Source organism: Klebsiella sp. 10, assembly GCF_018223925.1.
Classification (GTDB): Bacteria; Pseudomonadota; Gammaproteobacteria; order Enterobacterales; family Enterobacteriaceae; genus Klebsiella; species Klebsiella pneumoniae.
On record NZ_JAGRRB010000007.1, the window covers coordinates 123,994 to 137,087 of the forward strand.

Consider the following 13,094-nt stretch of genomic DNA (forward strand, 5'->3'; position numbering starts at 1 on the left):
ATCCCCAAAAGATTGTTCAGATGTACTTGATAATATCATCCTGAAGATGCAATCCAACCTTTACGTTCTTTCGCCAGCTTATCTGCCAAGTCCTGATTGAAAATGCTGCCGTTGTCGTTAAGCAGCACCGGAATCTGGCTGCAATAGCAGTTATACCGGTTGCCGTTCTCAGCGTAGAAGTCCCGCACCTCTTCTGTGGTGTATACCTTGCCGTGGCGGCTGGCGTGCCAGCTGCGCGTCGTTGGCTTGAGTGCTGACAGCCACAGAAGCCCGGTATTCAGCCCCAGCCTGTCGGCAGCCCAGTCCGTTTCGTTCCATTGCGCTTGGCGCAGCGCGCCGACCTGCTCAGTCTGAGCAATGGTCTTAGCCTTCGACATCGATACGTCGAGGCGCTTACTGATGACGCTGGCCGTCTCGCGAGGGTTCACCCCGCGAGCAACCGCATCGGTAATGATGTTGGTCAGATCGCCGCGGACGGTGTCGCTGATGACCTTCCAGTCACTAAACGTTGTCAGTCTGGCGGCAGCCACCTGATTAAGGTGACCGGGGCTGCTTAAAAGCTGCTGTAGCGTCGTCTGGCTGGCGTATACCTGCGACTGCTGCGAGAGGTTGTTGAAGGCCTCCAGCGTGCCGCGCTGCGCCTCAGCGGCGACGTAATCCATCGCCCACAGGCTTTGTTCGCCGCCTTCCAGCAGGTAATCGTCGAGAATGCCCTGCACCGCTTCGAGCAGGTCGGCCAGTTCCTGCGCTGACATGTCGTAGATAAACTTGCCGGCGTTGACCTGGTAAAGCCGCACATCCTCGCCGTGGTCGTGGCACAGGAAGTGCCAGCTGTGGCTGTTAACCTCTCGCTCTCTCCCGGTCAGACGCTGGTCGAAGAGCGTTTTCAGTGCGCGCTTGATGCCGAGATACCGGTCCTCGATATCCCGGAACATCTCGCTGACCTGCTTCGCTGATCGAGTCGGGTCAACCTTACTGCGCGGAACTATCGGCAGCCCCACCTTTGCCGTCTGCTCCGGTGTCATCGGCCAGTGGATCATCGGTTGTCACCTTGTCATTCGGGTTAGGTGGTTGCTTTGGCTCAGGCAGAGGGTCGAGGCCTACAATCTCGCGAAGTTCGTTGGCCGTGAATGGCGGTTCGCCACCGTAGAAGCCTGAGGTTTTCTGAACGATATCAGCTAGTTTCGAAGCGTTCTCGATTTTCTCCTTCTCGCCAGGAGCCAGCAGGTCGGACCATGAAATGGTGACCTCTCCATTTGTCGGCGGATCGATAATGCCCAGGGTCCAGAAGCGTTCCAGCAAAGCTGTGATTCGGTCGGTCAGGAAGCCGTTGCGGCGGGTATTTCGGCGAATGGCCCAGTCTGTTTTATCCTCATCGCTCGCCAGTCGTCCGGTCTGCTGTCCAAACAGGATGGTGAAAGGTATCTGTACGGAGGCAGCCAGTTCGTTCGCGGTGACCTCCCAAGTCGGCCCCGGGTCGCCTGGAGTTACGCTCAGAACGTGCATCTGCCCGGCCTGCATCACGGCGGCTGCATCGGTGCCGCGGTTAAGCTTGTTGACCTTGTCGCCCATCGCTTCGCCGAGGTCGGCATAACCAGCTTTCTTAGCCTGATCGGCAAGCGTGGCCATGTCAGTTTCTTTGCTGAACTCGACCGCGATCTGCCGGCTGGCATTCTTCAGGAAGCCCTCAGCACCACCGCCGGAAATCTTCTCAAGGTCGAGCCCTTTGTTGTATCCGGCCTCAAGCAGCGGGATACCCGACAGAACGTTGTCATCCTCTGAACCTTCGCAGAACAGGATCACCCTGCTGGGATGCACAGGCTCACCGCGCGTCGGACCGACGAACGCCTCGTCTCCAACCGGCTGCTCGTTGAAGTTGAACATCTTCGGCTGGCCGAACGTCTCGGACTGGCGATCGTTATCCCATTCAGCAACTGTCAGCTGCGGCTCCCATACAGGGATCAGCTTAACCAGCGCTGCTTCACCGAGATTCTTCACAAGGGAAGTGTCGACTTCCTCATTCCATGACCGGTTATCTTTGATCTGCAGTAACAGCGCGGAGTAGCGGCCCACCATATTGCGGCGATCGGCATCCTTCACCTTCGGCCACCATTTCTTCATGAACCTGGCGACGTTCTTTTCCCACTGGTTGGTTTTCTTCGCCTCCTGGGACTCATCACCGTCAACGATTACCGGATAGTCCTGCCAGCATCCATCCAGAAGGCGATGCACCACTGCGAAGCCTGCGGCGTTGCGCCGGTACATGTTGTAGAAGTCATGGAAGGTAATGGTGCGCGGATAACCGAACTCCTGATAGAGCGTCGGGCGCTTGGTATTACCCCCGCCGATACCGATGGCGTTAAGGTAATTCGCTCGCCGCATCTCAGTGGCGAGATTGTTCACAGCCAGTTGAAGGCCGTTATCTTGTTCGCTCACTGGCGATGCTCCTTAGAAGAATACTGTGCCGACCTGCTTGCGGTTGTTCTTCGCCACTGCAAAGTAACGAAAGCTGTCGGCGCCGTGCGATGTGAAGTCATGAAGGGGCTTGTCTTTCCAGCAGCCGCGCTTGTCGTCCCACTCCTTGCGGTAACCTTCGAGGTGGGAGATGCCAACAGCGCACTTCTCCTCATCGAAAACGCAGGATTTGAGGATTTCACGCACCGACTCGATGCCGGTGTCGATCCCCGCTTTTGGCACAACGCGGAAGTTCATCGAATACATCCGGCCGTCAATCTCGTAGCCCTCGCGCGCCAGCTCTTTGCGAGACTTCGCATCAGCTGCAAACTCGCGGTTCTCGATGTCGTGCGGACCCCAGTGCTCACCGTACTCATAGCCGCGGTCTTTCAGCACCTTCATGTAGTGCCGAAGCCCCTCGCCAGAGTTTTCGTAGTAGTCGATGATGTGAAACTCTTCGCCGACCTCGCGAACGAACCAGATCGCCGTGGAGTCGCCCACACCAATATCCCAGAACGTGTGAACCGGTAGATGTGAGTTATCCGGAATTTGTCCGATCCGCTTGTTGGTGTAGAGCCAACGGAATTGTTTGGCGTAGTACGCGCCCTCGACCGACTGCTGGAACGCCTCGGCCGGAATGGTCGGGTATTCGCGCTTCATGTCGTCGCCGAGCGTCTTTTCTTTGGCGTAATACCAGGCCTTCTGTCGTTCACTAACGACTATGCCGTGCTTCGCCTCCATCTCAGCGAAGTACTCAAGCAGGCGCGCCGGCAGCGGTTCTACCGGGTCAATTGCGTACTGCGGATTCTTCCACCAGGAGAAGAAGAAAAACTTCCAGTCCAGAGCAGATAACGGCTTGCCCTGCAGTAGCGCTTTCTCTGCCGTCTGGCAGTAATCGAAGAAGTAACCCGCCCGGCCCTCTGCGGTACTCTCGATAGTAGCGAAGCATCCTGTCGATACCGCCTCAAATGCACCAGTGACGATTTCCCGGGCTTTATCCGGATACTTGGCGCATATCTTTCCGAACTCGGAGACGTGCAGGTAACGCAGCGTGCCGCCACGAAATGAGGTACTGACGTAGAGTGATCCGCCCTTCTTAAAGACCAGCTCACCGGCTGAGTCGTTACTCGCCGGGTTGGCTGCCTTTATCTCGGCCGGCAGCTTATCGTAGGCATATTTCACCTTTTCGCGAAACAGGCGCTTTGCGTCGTTCAGCGTGTGGGCGATCAGCGCGCACTTTGCCGACTCGAACAGAGCAGCGTCGAGCTGGATGATGCACACTTCTGTGGTGAAGCCGAGCTGGCGAGCTTTCAGGATGATGTTGCGGGTGTGAATCCCCTCGAAGTATTCCCGCTGCTCAGGCGTCATCCTGAAGCGAGTCGGCTTGCCTTCTTTGTCGGTGATCCAATAAAGATTGTTCAGCCGCCAGTCTTTATCAGCTAGCAGCTTGAGATGCTCAGGTTTCATTACGCCCCCTGAGACAAGGAATCCATCAGATCAGATATTGATTCAACGACGTGCTCTGTTTTCACTTGCTCGCGAAACGCCTGGACGTCGATATGCTTACCAATCAGCTCCAGGTTCTTCACCTTATCAGGCCACTTAATCTTCTTAAGCAGCGCGGTAGTGTTTCCCTCCGCTGCCATCTCGATGACATCCAGCCCGGAGAGCGTCGTCCTCCAGACCTTCGGCCATTGAGTTACTGGTTTTAGCTCTCCAGTCGAGGTCAGGATGTCGAGCACGTCCATCTGGTCTATCTCAACAAGGCGATTCAGGACGTATGTCGCATTTATACCAACCAGATCATTGCGCTGCTCTTTGAGTTCAGCAATTCTTGACTGTATGTCAGGTTTTGACAGGTTTTCGGATGCGGTGCGGTTAGCTGTCTTTGCGCTGTACCCCGCCCGAATAGCCGCTTGTGTGGCGTTTAAATCGATGAGGTACTCGCGACAAAACATTTCTTGCTTGTCGGTGAGTGCCATGCTTATTCCAAAATGAAAGGTTTATTTATGTCTACAGAATCTCTTCTCAATACCATGCTCGAACATGATCGGTTCCATGACCAAGATGCGATGGTGGCTGGAATAGCCCAGAGGGCTGTAAATAATGGTTACGAAAGCTTAACTCCGCGACAAAAAGCGGTACTAAAGCCGTTTCTTACCCAACCTTGCGATGGCGTAACCGACCCTGGCGGGTATCACAATGACTGCCAGCATATTCTTGAAGGTGATGATTTTGAAAGCGCCATTCAAAACGACATGTACTACGGCGGATTACTTTGCCCTTCCTGTGTGGATGAGAAGGAGGAGCATCGACGCCAATGGGATAACATTCAAAGACAATAGTTTTAATCCACCAATGATTTCCTAGCATTCAGGTAATCAAATGTCATATCGAGGAGGAGGATGAGTAGCGCGTCCTCCTCTGATATCCGAGGGCTAAGCTCACTCACTCTACGCTGCAACTCCTCAAGCACTTCGCGCGAACGTGCAACCTGCTTTCTCATATCAAGAGTCAAGGTGATAGGGCCTATTGTCTTAGGCATGATGTAGCTTCCTCTGATTCTCCCTCGACTGGCACTGGCGTGAACTGTACGCGCTTCACATCGTCAGAAGCAAAGTACAGCCACTCACCCGTCTCGGTCACCAGCGGCACAAAGCCATTAACCAGTTCAGGTTGACGTCATGACATCTTGCCCGTGAAGGTTTCGCCTGTTTGGGTGGTTAGCGTGATTTGGTAGATGTCAGGCATATCAATTTCCGGTATTGTTTTCTCTAGATTGTAAAAGGTGGATTCAATATGACCTTGAAGAATATTGGCGATGTATCATCGCAAGTGAAAAACTTTGGCGAGCCTCTAAGAAATGACACCGAGGGTTTGCTAAGAAGCCTCAAAGAACATTGGCAGAAACGTGATTATTTTCATGATTTCATTATAATTTCAGAGAAAAATTCTTCTTTGCGCATAGAAATGCCTGAATTTAAATTCTGGTGTGAATCTAAGCAGAGGTTTGTATTTTTAGACCGAGACTTGGTTTGTGAGATAGCCTTTTATACATGTAAAGAAGAAAAAGAAATCCCGATTTTCACATGTTTTTTGCGTCCTGGAGGCGAGTTGTCCTTCGATACTCCAGAGTCTGAAGAAACTTTTAACATCTACTATGCCAGAAATGTAGAACCAGCAATGATTGACAAGATTATCCAAAACGCCTCAATTAAAAAATTCATTTCATTGTAAATGATCTATATCAGGCGATCTAAAAGACCGCCTGAATTAGTTTACCTGAGGCACTGCTCTTTTATGTAGTCCTGCATTCCGCGAATCATCTTGTCAGCGGTTGCGATTCCGTCCCGGAGATCGAAATAATTCCGTTGAGCGCCTGGAGTAAGTTCGGGGGCTCCTGCATCATCCACGCCGGTGGCGGAGGTGGCTTTTGACACTCCAGGGCAGGTTGCGGCGATGCGCAGCCGTTTAGCGCCAGAATCAACATCCCGACGCAGACCATTAATGGTGTTTTGCGCATCGGCTAACTCCTTCGTGTATTTGGCATCGAGCGCTGCGACGTCGCGCTGCCTTACCTGCATATCAGCGATGGTGTCTTTCGCCAGGCTGAGCTGCTCAGTCACTTTATCGCGCTGCCTTTTGAACTCGGTAGCATTGTCGTGGTAGTGACTGACCAGCCAGCCGAGGCTGACTATCAAGCAGATCACAACGGCACTGATAATGGCGGTTAATCGGCTCATTTTTGACTCCAGAGACAAACTTCACGCTCAATCTCGCGGCGAGTTACCAGGCCTTTCCACTGCTTGCCCTTGGCGTAAGTCCAGCGGCGCAGCTGGTCGCACGCCCCTTTCTGGTCGCCCTGGTTGATTTTGCGCAGCAGCGTGGAGGTCTGGAAGTTGCCAGCACCAACGTTATAGGCGAACGAGTACAGAGCCCCGCGCATTGTCTCGGGGATCGGCTTCTGGATGTATGGGTTAATCTGGCGGGCTACGGCGTTCAGGTCTTTGCTGAGCAGCGCACGGCATTCAGCCTCGGTGTACTTCTTGTCGAGCATGATGTCTTTGCCAGTGTGGCCATAGCAGACCGTCCAGACCCCTACCACATCCTGATAGGGGGCGTATCGCACGCCTTCAAGACCATCGTTACCGGTTGGGCCAGTGATGAGCGCAGAGGCAATGGCTATGGCACCACCACCGCCGGCGATCACGCCAATCAGTTTTTTCCTCATTGATGGCGTCATGTTCACCCCTGTGTATCACTTGCGATCCGCTTCAAAGCCTCGGTAACCACTTCGGCTGAAGCCGGGCGGTCACCTCCTGGCTTTGTGGAGACATGAGCCAGATAACTGGCCAACAGCTGCGTGCGCTTTTTCTCTTCATCAAGTCGCTCTCGCTCTTCCTTGCGCTTTGCGTAATAAGTCTTGATTGTGAAGAAGGCAGAGATCAGGGCGCCAATGATGAAGACATAATCCTGCAGACTCAGGACGGAAAAGATACCAAGCAAGGCTGACCACCAGTAAGGCAGATTGTGACCATCGGTTGGATTCATACGTTGCATCTCTCACCTCCGATAATGTTCGGGGTGCTATCTGTAGTCAGTAAAAGATTCAGGGCCGTCGGGCTGATTTACCAACAAAGCGTCGAGGGTGATTCCCGCGACCCTGAAATAAAAAAAGGCCACGCTAAAGCGCAGCCCTTAAATGTCTTATGGTTTGTAGCAATGCCGTAATCAGGCGAAAAAAAAGCCCGCTCAGAGGAACGGGCAGAAAGTAGGCTTACTAGGTAGTAACAAACGAAAGCGCACCTAATAGTCCGAGCTACCGATTTACCAGGAGAGCGCTCGCTTTTTCCGTTACTGCCTTTTAAACATAGATGGAGGAGCCGAAACAGCAACCCCACTACCAAATGTCTTAGTAGTACTGCGTGGTGCCGGGTGCCTCCCGGTGAGCATGTCCCAGCCGACATGGCCCGCGCTGCATTTACAGATCACTGTAAGTGACTGGTCGCCCCACCGCACAGGGGGATTCACCACACGAATAGATTAACAAGATGTTAATTTTCTGGTCAATAAGATGTAAGCAAATGATGACATGCAGTTTTCTTATTGCTGAGCTAAACCAGCAATCTGGTTCAGGGCTCTGCGCGGAGGGCTTTAACGTGTCGTGCAGCACGTCTCAACCCAAGAGCCCTGACCGGATAGCAGGCATAAAAAAGCCCAAGGCATTAACCTCGGGCTTGTATTTTTGCTCACTTTCGAGCCGTCACGTTGCTTTTAAAGACTGCCGCTGTCTAACCGCTTTTTACTGATGGCTTGCCGACCAACTTTTTCAAACTTCATGCCGCCACTTAAAGTTAAGGCAGCATATCAAAGTAGACTCAAATATGACGCATTTAATTGACTTTTGCAAGACCCTGCTGCGAAAAAGTCGCTTTTTGTTGTGATCGTGTTCTCACGGCACAGAGAAGAGAGTCGCTATCAAGCCGCTTAAAAATGGCGCACATAGTCCGCCAGTAATCAGCGTAGTTATGGCACCAGTTATCAGGTTTAACGCCACACAGGGCTGCAAGATCCTGGTGCTGGTATACATACTTACCCGCCAGCTCTGCTTTCACGTCCTGCGCTGCCAGCCATATCAGTTTCTTCAGCCGCTGCATCGTCTTGCCGGCCACTTTCTTAGCGCCGAGTTGATCACGGAATTCTTCCCATGCCCACTGTGTTATCGCTACCTGATACTCAAAGCGGATATTGTCGCTGTAGTTCCACAGCAGCCAGGCTTTCTGATGCTCTTCCAGCGACAGCAGAGCCCGGCGCCAGCTTGCCGTCGAGTACTCAACGGGCAGAACGAGAGCGATTGATGAACCTTTTGCGCGCGACTGCTGCCCGGGGATTGGCGGGCTGGATGGGTTTACCATGCGGCCTGTTACCGGATCGGCTACTTTCTTCCTTCCCCGGCTGCGCGCCGTAGCGGTGAATTGTGCGTTCTCTGCAAAAGCAACCAACTGTCCTTTCGTCGCACCGCTCAGATCCGCGGTGGCCACTATCAGCTGCTGGCGAACATACTCAAGGTACTGGGTATTCATGCTTTCTCTCCTGAAGCCTGATAGATGCGGACGAAATTCTTCAAAATTCGGTAGTCAACCAGTACGGTGCCACGGTGCCGGCATAGACGCAGCTTTTGCCAGCGGTCGCGGATGCGTTCGATAACGTCACGGCTCATGCGGCCTCCCGTTGTTTTATGAGCGCACGGCGTAGCGCGCTGTAATGGCGCCTGATGCCTTCCAGTTCTTCGATGGTGTATCGGTGAGGGGTGTTGTTGTTTTCGAGCGCCTCGACGCGCTCAGCGCCGATTTTCTCTACCAGAGCGACGCGGTACTGCTGCTGGTTCCCTGACATCTGCACGTTGCAGTGATGGCACTGCTTGTGAATGTTGTCCTCGTTGTAGCGCAGGTGAGATGCTTTACCGCGGGATCGGTAATGCCCGGCCTCCCACTGAACCGTTTCGAACGTGCCGCAGCTGATGCACGGCAGATCGTGGTCACGCTCGCGGATATAGTCGTTAATGACGCGCTGGGTCATGTCTTCCCAGTGTCGGAGAGGCTTCACTGCGGCTTTGCGTTTGCGCCAGGCTGCGCGCTCTTTCTTCGCTTTCGCCTGAGCCTGCTTATCGCGCTTCTTCTCCAGTTCCTGCATGGCAAATTCAGCGCCATGCTCAGGGCAGCACCAACGATGGTTTTCGAATGCCGGGGTGAATTTGGCCCGGCAGATTTTGCACCGGCGCTGAGTACGTTTAAGCATGTGGCCTCCTTGCTCTCAGGCGGAGCCACTTCTTATCGACCAGGCGGGCGGTGTAGTCTTTCAGGGTCGGGATGTCGGAAGGCTTAACTTCGACCTTGCGCTTGCGGCGCGCCGGCACGCGGAAGATGCCGCGCTCCATTACTTTGGCGAGAAGACATTGCATAGCCATCACCCCGCAAAGCTCAGCAGCCGACTAGCGGCGTTTTCAGCCTCAGCCGGCGAGTGGAATTTGCGACGCAGAATGTAGTTCCAGAGCACATTCAGCACTGATTTGTAGACGCCGTTAAACTGGCTGTCGTCCATGCTGGCGAAGGAGATCGACTTTGCGACACGACGACGGCTGCCGTCAGGCATCTGGTATTCGTCGTAAAAGCCAGCCTGAATGGTTGCCCACTCGCGGAAGGATTCGAAGTGTTTCAGAAGCGCCATATCGCGGGAACGAGAAATACCGACAGAGGAGAGATACATCTCCGCGGCGTTCTGGAGCGCAGCGCGCTGATCGAAGTCGGATGAGAGGAAGTCGATAAACCCGGATATGAGGGTGCGCTCAGCGGGCTCAATGAGGCCACCGGAAGGCGTCCAGTAGTGATACCCGAGAGTCAGAAGCTTGAAGAACTTCTTGTGGAATGCGTAATTCCGGGGCTTGCGGAACTCACCGCAAAGCAGTTGCCCTACTGGGATAAGTTGCAGGTATTCGCTGGTTCCCGGCTCTGCGGGAATCAGTACGTTTTGATAACTCTTCTCAAATTGCAGTGTTTGCGCCATGTGTCCCCACTTGGCGCCGGGGTAAAGTTGTCAGTTGTCCAGACTGACCAAGTAATTATCGCCCTTCCCGGGGATAAAAGCAAAATGAGCATATACGAGAAAATCGCTATTTCTTGGCGTTCTGCTCAGACATTTCCAGATAGCGCGGATCGCTTGCGCGCGGGAGTTGGATGCTCTGCTCGCGGTAGTAGCGGACGCGCTCCATGAAATACTCGCGCAGATGCTCTGGCTGCTCTCTGGCCACCACTTCGGCAACAACCGGCATGTTCAGGCGCTCTTTATAAGCGACGCCGGACGCTGCGAGGTCAACGTTGACCTTGTCCTGCTCGTCTTTCGATTTGGCTGCAACGTTCCACTGTGACATAAAAATCCCCTCTGCTGTGGAGGGGATTATATATCGCTTCCGGGTTACATGCTCAGTTTTGATGCAAATAATACCCTACCATTAGGATAATAATGTTGCACTAAGGATTCCACATTTTATCATTGAGAAAACAACTAGGGATATTAGGAGTAAAGACGTACAAAATACAAATACCAAAAACAAAAAATCTTTAATCCTGTGATAATTTGGCTCACCGCGCTTTACCCTTTCCCACTCTTCTTTTAGTACAAGATGAGAGTTTTCTGTAAGAGAATCGAATAATGAAGGTAGCGACGCTTCACCAATTTCAACATGTAAATTCAATTTACCAATTGACTCAAGTAACTTTTGCTCATTTACTGATGGGTTACCATGATTTAAATGTAAACCAATCGTGGCAATTATTTCATTTAGCTCATTAAACTTTTCAGTCCTTTCATCAGGAGTTAGTCCCGAGTCTTTTCTCAGCATTCCATAAAGTCGGAAAAGCTTCGCTATGTTACCTCTTAGTTCTTTAATCCATTCCTGCCTAAATTCTGAAATTTTATTTTCTTTTGCTATAACCATTCCAATAAAAGCAATAAATCCTGCAATTAATGCTGCAATAATAGCTCCCCATGGATTCATTTTCTACCTCTTGAAAAATTGAGTTTTAATTTTGCTATGTAGAATGAGCATAGTTATCCTTCTAACAATCAGGTAACTTATAACCAACCCATACACTATACATGTTTAATATATTATAAGCTTAATAAATTAACGCTCTATTTCGGCAATCATTTCTACCGCTTTGTTGGCTCTGACGAATTGTTGATATGCAACCGCGGCTCCCCGTCTTTCGGATCGGGCCATTCGCGTTGCTTGTTCACAACCAATTTTTCAATCATTGCCTGGGTAATCTGATCATCAGTGATATCAGCACGGCGCTGGACGTCCCACAGCAGGAACTGCATATCAGCCCACTCCGACAGGTCGCCAGGCTGTTCAGCGGCTTCCAGTGCTTCTTTGCTGAGGTGCTTCAGCGGGCCAACCGGACCGACATTACCGAATGTTGCCTGTGACCACTCTGCGTGCTCGCGGCGTACCTGCTCTCGGTCCTTTGCTGGTTGCGCTGGCGGATAATTTGCCAGCATCCAACTAATGACGTAGTCGGCCTTGAACCGCTCAACCGGAAACCCTTCATTCCAGTCACGGAAGTGATAGATAACTTTTGCCAGCTCAGGTTGAAGCGCCACCGGCTCGCTCTCAACTACCGGCTGCTGCACGTGGCGATATAGCTTCGTCCCGTATGGCATTTGCTGAATGCCGACAAGCGGTCTAATCTCTCGCTCCCCAAAGGCTTCGGGGTCGCCATAAATTGAAACCACTTCTGCCACCGGCTCGCTGTCCATTGCGGCCAGCGCCATGCGGGCGAGATAGGATGCCTCACCACACTGCACGTGATCGGTTTCAATAATTTCGAGTAACTGCTCTCTGGTTATGGTTGATTTGGTCATGGTTGACTCCAGTTATCCTCGATAGCCACACCTAAACGGTGCAGCCAGTCGGCAAGTTTGAGCATCGACTCGCGGTCGCTAAGTCCTTCCGGAAAGTCTTTCAGTTCGATAGTCGGTATGAAACGACCGAAACTATCGCGCTCTATCGTCAAATGCAGCTCTAGAACAGTCTGATGAATGCGGCTGTTATGCCGCACCAGGTAAACGGATTTGGAGTCTTTAGCTTTAGGGTCGTAGCGATACTCGGTCAGTATCATCTGGCTTCTGGTGCGATCGGTTCCTCTCCACATCACTCAGCCTCCACCTTGATGCCAGCGGCGGCAGCTGTACGCGCATAAACGATCACGCCGTCCTCGGGTCGCTTGCGCTGCAAAAAGATACCAGGGCGCGGCCACAGAGCAATAAAGCGACATTCTCTGTTTTCAAGACGGTGAAATGCCTGCTCGCTCATCACACCGACTGGTCGAAGTTGCTCCTGTTCGCGCTCCAGCTCGCCGATGCGCTTCTCGGCCGCTCTACGCTTGCGGAACTGGGCTTTGCGGCTTGCTTTGAGGTTATGCTTAGCCAGTTCAGCCATGTAGAGTTGGTGCTCAGCGTTAGCCAGCCGTTGACGAACTTCATCGTTCTCCAGTTCATCAATCCGCTGCTGCGCCTTCTCCAGCGCCTCTACCAGCGTGCCAATAACCTTTGCAGCCTACCCGCACTCATCGACGATAGAAACGTTGGTGCCGGTATCTCGGCCATCTACCTCAAACCGCAAATCAACGTCATCGGAGTCGATATCAGCAGGCTCAAACTGCGAGATATATTCCAGGGTAAATACAGACGCTTTCGCTTTACTGACTAGTAGCGCCAGTTCGGTGATATCAGTCATCGGAGTTATCCTCGCAGCAGTAGTGAGCGCCGCCTGGGTCTGTGCTTTTGAAACCGCAGATATCACATTCAATTTCGTCATGGAGTTGCGCTTCCTCTTCGCATTCGTGACTTTCCGGAGCGTCGGCTTTGTAATAACCGCCGCACAAGGCGCAGAGAACATCAGGAACATCGTCATAGTTCGCAGTCCCGGTAATCATTTGTCGGCCCCCTCGCGCAGCATGCTGCAGAACTCAGCGGCAGCATCTGGCAATGAGCGGTAGTAAGCCTTGGCCTCAACGAATATAGAGTTTTCTTCACCGCAGTAAGCCGCGAACGCTTCCACCCCATCAGCCTTAATCCCG

Annotated in this window: 19 protein-coding genes and 2 pseudogenes; 2 read left to right on the forward strand and 19 right to left on the reverse strand. The window is 52.5% G+C overall.

The features are described from left to right. Positions 1–35 precede the first annotated feature (35 nt). Genes KHQ26_RS08760 through KHQ26_RS08775 form a run of 4 tightly spaced genes read right to left on the reverse strand, consistent with a single transcriptional unit; the run spans position 36 to position 4,436 of the window. On the reverse strand, positions 36–1,040 hold the full coding sequence (locus KHQ26_RS08760) for a phage minor head protein (protein ID WP_211657693.1): 1,005 nt from the start codon (positions 1,038–1,040) through the stop codon (positions 36–38). Next, positions 973–2,436 (reverse strand): DUF1073 domain-containing protein, encoded by a 1,464-nt coding sequence (locus tag KHQ26_RS08765; protein ID WP_211657694.1) that lies wholly within the window; start codon positions 2,434–2,436, stop codon positions 973–975. The genes KHQ26_RS08760 and KHQ26_RS08765 overlap by 68 nt, the downstream gene beginning before the upstream one ends. Before the next feature lie 12 nt (positions 2,437–2,448). After that, positions 2,449–3,921, reverse strand: coding sequence for a terminase (locus KHQ26_RS08770; protein ID WP_101988845.1), 1,473 nt, complete (start codon positions 3,919–3,921; stop codon positions 2,449–2,451). Further along, positions 3,921–4,436 carry a terminase small subunit gene (locus KHQ26_RS08775; protein WP_023342730.1) on the reverse strand — a complete coding sequence of 172 codons (516 nt, stop codon included), beginning with the start codon at positions 4,434–4,436 and terminating at the stop codon, positions 3,921–3,923. The genes KHQ26_RS08770 and KHQ26_RS08775 overlap by 1 nt, the downstream gene beginning before the upstream one ends. A gap of 27 nt (positions 4,437–4,463) precedes the next feature. On the opposite strand from KHQ26_RS08775, the gene KHQ26_RS08780 reads away from it, so the two are divergent. Then, positions 4,464–4,799 carry a hypothetical protein gene (locus tag KHQ26_RS08780; protein WP_032439707.1) on the forward strand — a complete coding sequence of 112 codons (336 nt, stop codon included), beginning with the start codon at positions 4,464–4,466 and terminating at the stop codon, positions 4,797–4,799. 184 nt (positions 4,800–4,983) lie between these two features. On the opposite strand, the pseudogene KHQ26_RS26020 reads toward KHQ26_RS08780, so the two are convergent. Further along, positions 4,984–5,205 (reverse strand): annotated as a pseudogene (locus KHQ26_RS26020) (hypothetical protein). A gap of 48 nt (positions 5,206–5,253) precedes the next feature. On the opposite strand from KHQ26_RS26020, the gene KHQ26_RS08785 reads away from it, so the two are divergent. Then, on the forward strand, positions 5,254–5,691 hold the full coding sequence (locus tag KHQ26_RS08785) for a hypothetical protein (protein ID WP_130945261.1): 438 nt from the start codon (positions 5,254–5,256) through the stop codon (positions 5,689–5,691). Between the two features lie 41 nt (positions 5,692–5,732). Here KHQ26_RS08785 and KHQ26_RS08790 read toward each other — a convergent pair whose 3' ends face one another. From KHQ26_RS08790 to KHQ26_RS08855, 14 genes and pseudogenes are all read right to left on the reverse strand, one after another. Next, on the reverse strand, positions 5,733–6,197 hold the full coding sequence (locus KHQ26_RS08790) for a lysis protein (RefSeq protein ID WP_211657695.1): 465 nt from the start codon (positions 6,195–6,197) through the stop codon (positions 5,733–5,735). Continuing rightward, positions 6,194–6,697 carry a lysozyme gene (locus KHQ26_RS08795; RefSeq protein WP_211657696.1) on the reverse strand — a complete coding sequence of 168 codons (504 nt, stop codon included), beginning with the start codon at positions 6,695–6,697 and terminating at the stop codon, positions 6,194–6,196. Before KHQ26_RS08795 ends, KHQ26_RS08790 begins: the two co-directional genes overlap by 4 nt. A gap of 2 nt (positions 6,698–6,699) precedes the next feature. Further along, complete coding sequence (locus tag KHQ26_RS08800) at positions 6,700–7,014, reverse strand: hypothetical protein (protein ID WP_211657697.1); 315 nt, start codon at positions 7,012–7,014, stop codon at positions 6,700–6,702. An 833-nt stretch (positions 7,015–7,847) separates the two neighbouring features. After that, entirely contained in the window at positions 7,848–8,537 is a 690-nt protein-coding gene (locus KHQ26_RS08805; protein WP_064184449.1) for a bacteriophage antitermination protein Q, read from the reverse strand. After that, the gene (locus tag KHQ26_RS08810; protein WP_009483890.1) at positions 8,534–8,674 is read right to left on the reverse strand and encodes a YlcG family protein; all 141 of its coding nucleotides are present in this window, start codon (positions 8,672–8,674) and stop codon (positions 8,534–8,536) included. Before KHQ26_RS08810 ends, KHQ26_RS08805 begins: the two co-directional genes overlap by 4 nt. Continuing rightward, positions 8,671–9,252 carry a recombination protein NinG gene (locus KHQ26_RS08815; protein ID WP_064161789.1) on the reverse strand — a complete coding sequence of 194 codons (582 nt, stop codon included), beginning with the start codon at positions 9,250–9,252 and terminating at the stop codon, positions 8,671–8,673. The genes KHQ26_RS08810 and KHQ26_RS08815 overlap by 4 nt, the downstream gene beginning before the upstream one ends. Continuing rightward, positions 9,245–9,415: a NinE family protein gene (locus KHQ26_RS08820; protein WP_032413853.1), complete on the reverse strand. Its 171-nt coding sequence runs from the start codon at positions 9,413–9,415 to the stop codon at positions 9,245–9,247. Before KHQ26_RS08820 ends, KHQ26_RS08815 begins: the two co-directional genes overlap by 8 nt. A gap of 5 nt (positions 9,416–9,420) precedes the next feature. Then, the gene (locus KHQ26_RS08825; protein ID WP_114262281.1) at positions 9,421–10,017 is read right to left on the reverse strand and encodes a DUF1367 family protein; all 597 of its coding nucleotides are present in this window, start codon (positions 10,015–10,017) and stop codon (positions 9,421–9,423) included. A 106-nt stretch (positions 10,018–10,123) separates the two neighbouring features. Beyond that, on the reverse strand, positions 10,124–10,381 hold the full coding sequence (locus KHQ26_RS08830; protein ID WP_211657698.1) for a DNA polymerase III subunit theta: 258 nt from the start codon (positions 10,379–10,381) through the stop codon (positions 10,124–10,126). An 81-nt stretch (positions 10,382–10,462) separates the two neighbouring features. Beyond that, on the reverse strand, positions 10,463–11,008 hold the full coding sequence (locus tag KHQ26_RS08835) for a hypothetical protein (RefSeq protein WP_211657699.1): 546 nt from the start codon (positions 11,006–11,008) through the stop codon (positions 10,463–10,465). A gap of 167 nt (positions 11,009–11,175) precedes the next feature. Beyond that, positions 11,176–11,502, reverse strand: a pseudogene (locus KHQ26_RS08840) (dATP/dGTP pyrophosphohydrolase domain-containing protein); the annotation flags it as partial. Between the two features lie 371 nt (positions 11,503–11,873). Continuing rightward, complete coding sequence (locus KHQ26_RS08845) at positions 11,874–12,167, reverse strand: hypothetical protein (protein ID WP_211657700.1); 294 nt, start codon at positions 12,165–12,167, stop codon at positions 11,874–11,876. Next, positions 12,167–12,454, reverse strand: a complete 288-nt coding sequence (locus KHQ26_RS08850) for a hypothetical protein (protein WP_228297886.1) — start codon at positions 12,452–12,454, stop codon at positions 12,167–12,169. Before KHQ26_RS08850 ends, KHQ26_RS08845 begins: the two co-directional genes overlap by 1 nt. Before the next feature lie 117 nt (positions 12,455–12,571). Beyond that, entirely contained in the window at positions 12,572–12,751 is a 180-nt protein-coding gene (locus tag KHQ26_RS08855; protein ID WP_211777878.1) for a hypothetical protein, read from the reverse strand. Positions 12,752–13,094: the final 343 nt, after the last annotated feature.

What these genes read in the sequence shown, in the direction of transcription:
- KHQ26_RS08760 (WP_211657693.1), bottom strand. Translation starts at nt 1,040, where the DNA reads ATGATCCACTGGCCGATGACACCGGAGCAGACGGCAAAGGTGGGGCTG.
- KHQ26_RS08770 (WP_101988845.1), bottom strand. Translation starts at nt 3,921, where the DNA reads ATGAAACCTGAGCATCTCAAGCTGCTAGCTGATAAAGACTGGCGGCTG.
- KHQ26_RS08775 (WP_023342730.1), bottom strand. Translation starts at nt 4,436, where the DNA reads ATGGCACTCACCGACAAGCAAGAAATGTTTTGTCGCGAGTACCTCATC.
- KHQ26_RS08780 (WP_032439707.1), top strand. Translation starts at nt 4,464, where the DNA reads ATGTCTACAGAATCTCTTCTCAATACCATGCTCGAACATGATCGGTTC.
- KHQ26_RS08785 (WP_130945261.1), top strand. Translation starts at nt 5,254, where the DNA reads ATGACCTTGAAGAATATTGGCGATGTATCATCGCAAGTGAAAAACTTT.
- KHQ26_RS08790 (WP_211657695.1), bottom strand. Translation starts at nt 6,197, where the DNA reads ATGAGCCGATTAACCGCCATTATCAGTGCCGTTGTGATCTGCTTGATA.
- KHQ26_RS08795 (WP_211657696.1), bottom strand. Translation starts at nt 6,697, where the DNA reads ATGACGCCATCAATGAGGAAAAAACTGATTGGCGTGATCGCCGGCGGT.
- KHQ26_RS08800 (WP_211657697.1), bottom strand. Translation starts at nt 7,014, where the DNA reads ATGCAACGTATGAATCCAACCGATGGTCACAATCTGCCTTACTGGTGG.
- KHQ26_RS08805 (WP_064184449.1), bottom strand. Translation starts at nt 8,537, where the DNA reads ATGAATACCCAGTACCTTGAGTATGTTCGCCAGCAGCTGATAGTGGCC.
- KHQ26_RS08810 (WP_009483890.1), bottom strand. Translation starts at nt 8,674, where the DNA reads ATGAGCCGTGACGTTATCGAACGCATCCGCGACCGCTGGCAAAAGCTG.
- KHQ26_RS08815 (WP_064161789.1), bottom strand. Translation starts at nt 9,252, where the DNA reads ATGCTTAAACGTACTCAGCGCCGGTGCAAAATCTGCCGGGCCAAATTC.
- KHQ26_RS08820 (WP_032413853.1), bottom strand. Translation starts at nt 9,415, where the DNA reads ATGCAATGTCTTCTCGCCAAAGTAATGGAGCGCGGCATCTTCCGCGTG.
- KHQ26_RS08825 (WP_114262281.1), bottom strand. Translation starts at nt 10,017, where the DNA reads ATGGCGCAAACACTGCAATTTGAGAAGAGTTATCAAAACGTACTGATT.
- KHQ26_RS08830 (WP_211657698.1), bottom strand. Translation starts at nt 10,381, where the DNA reads ATGTCACAGTGGAACGTTGCAGCCAAATCGAAAGACGAGCAGGACAAG.
- KHQ26_RS08835 (WP_211657699.1), bottom strand. Translation starts at nt 11,008, where the DNA reads ATGAATCCATGGGGAGCTATTATTGCAGCATTAATTGCAGGATTTATT.
- KHQ26_RS08845 (WP_211657700.1), bottom strand. Translation starts at nt 12,167, where the DNA reads ATGTGGAGAGGAACCGATCGCACCAGAAGCCAGATGATACTGACCGAG.
- KHQ26_RS08850 (WP_228297886.1), bottom strand. Translation starts at nt 12,454, where the DNA reads ATGGCTGAACTGGCTAAGCATAACCTCAAAGCAAGCCGCAAAGCCCAG.
- KHQ26_RS08855 (WP_211777878.1), bottom strand. Translation starts at nt 12,751, where the DNA reads ATGACTGATATCACCGAACTGGCGCTACTAGTCAGTAAAGCGAAAGCG.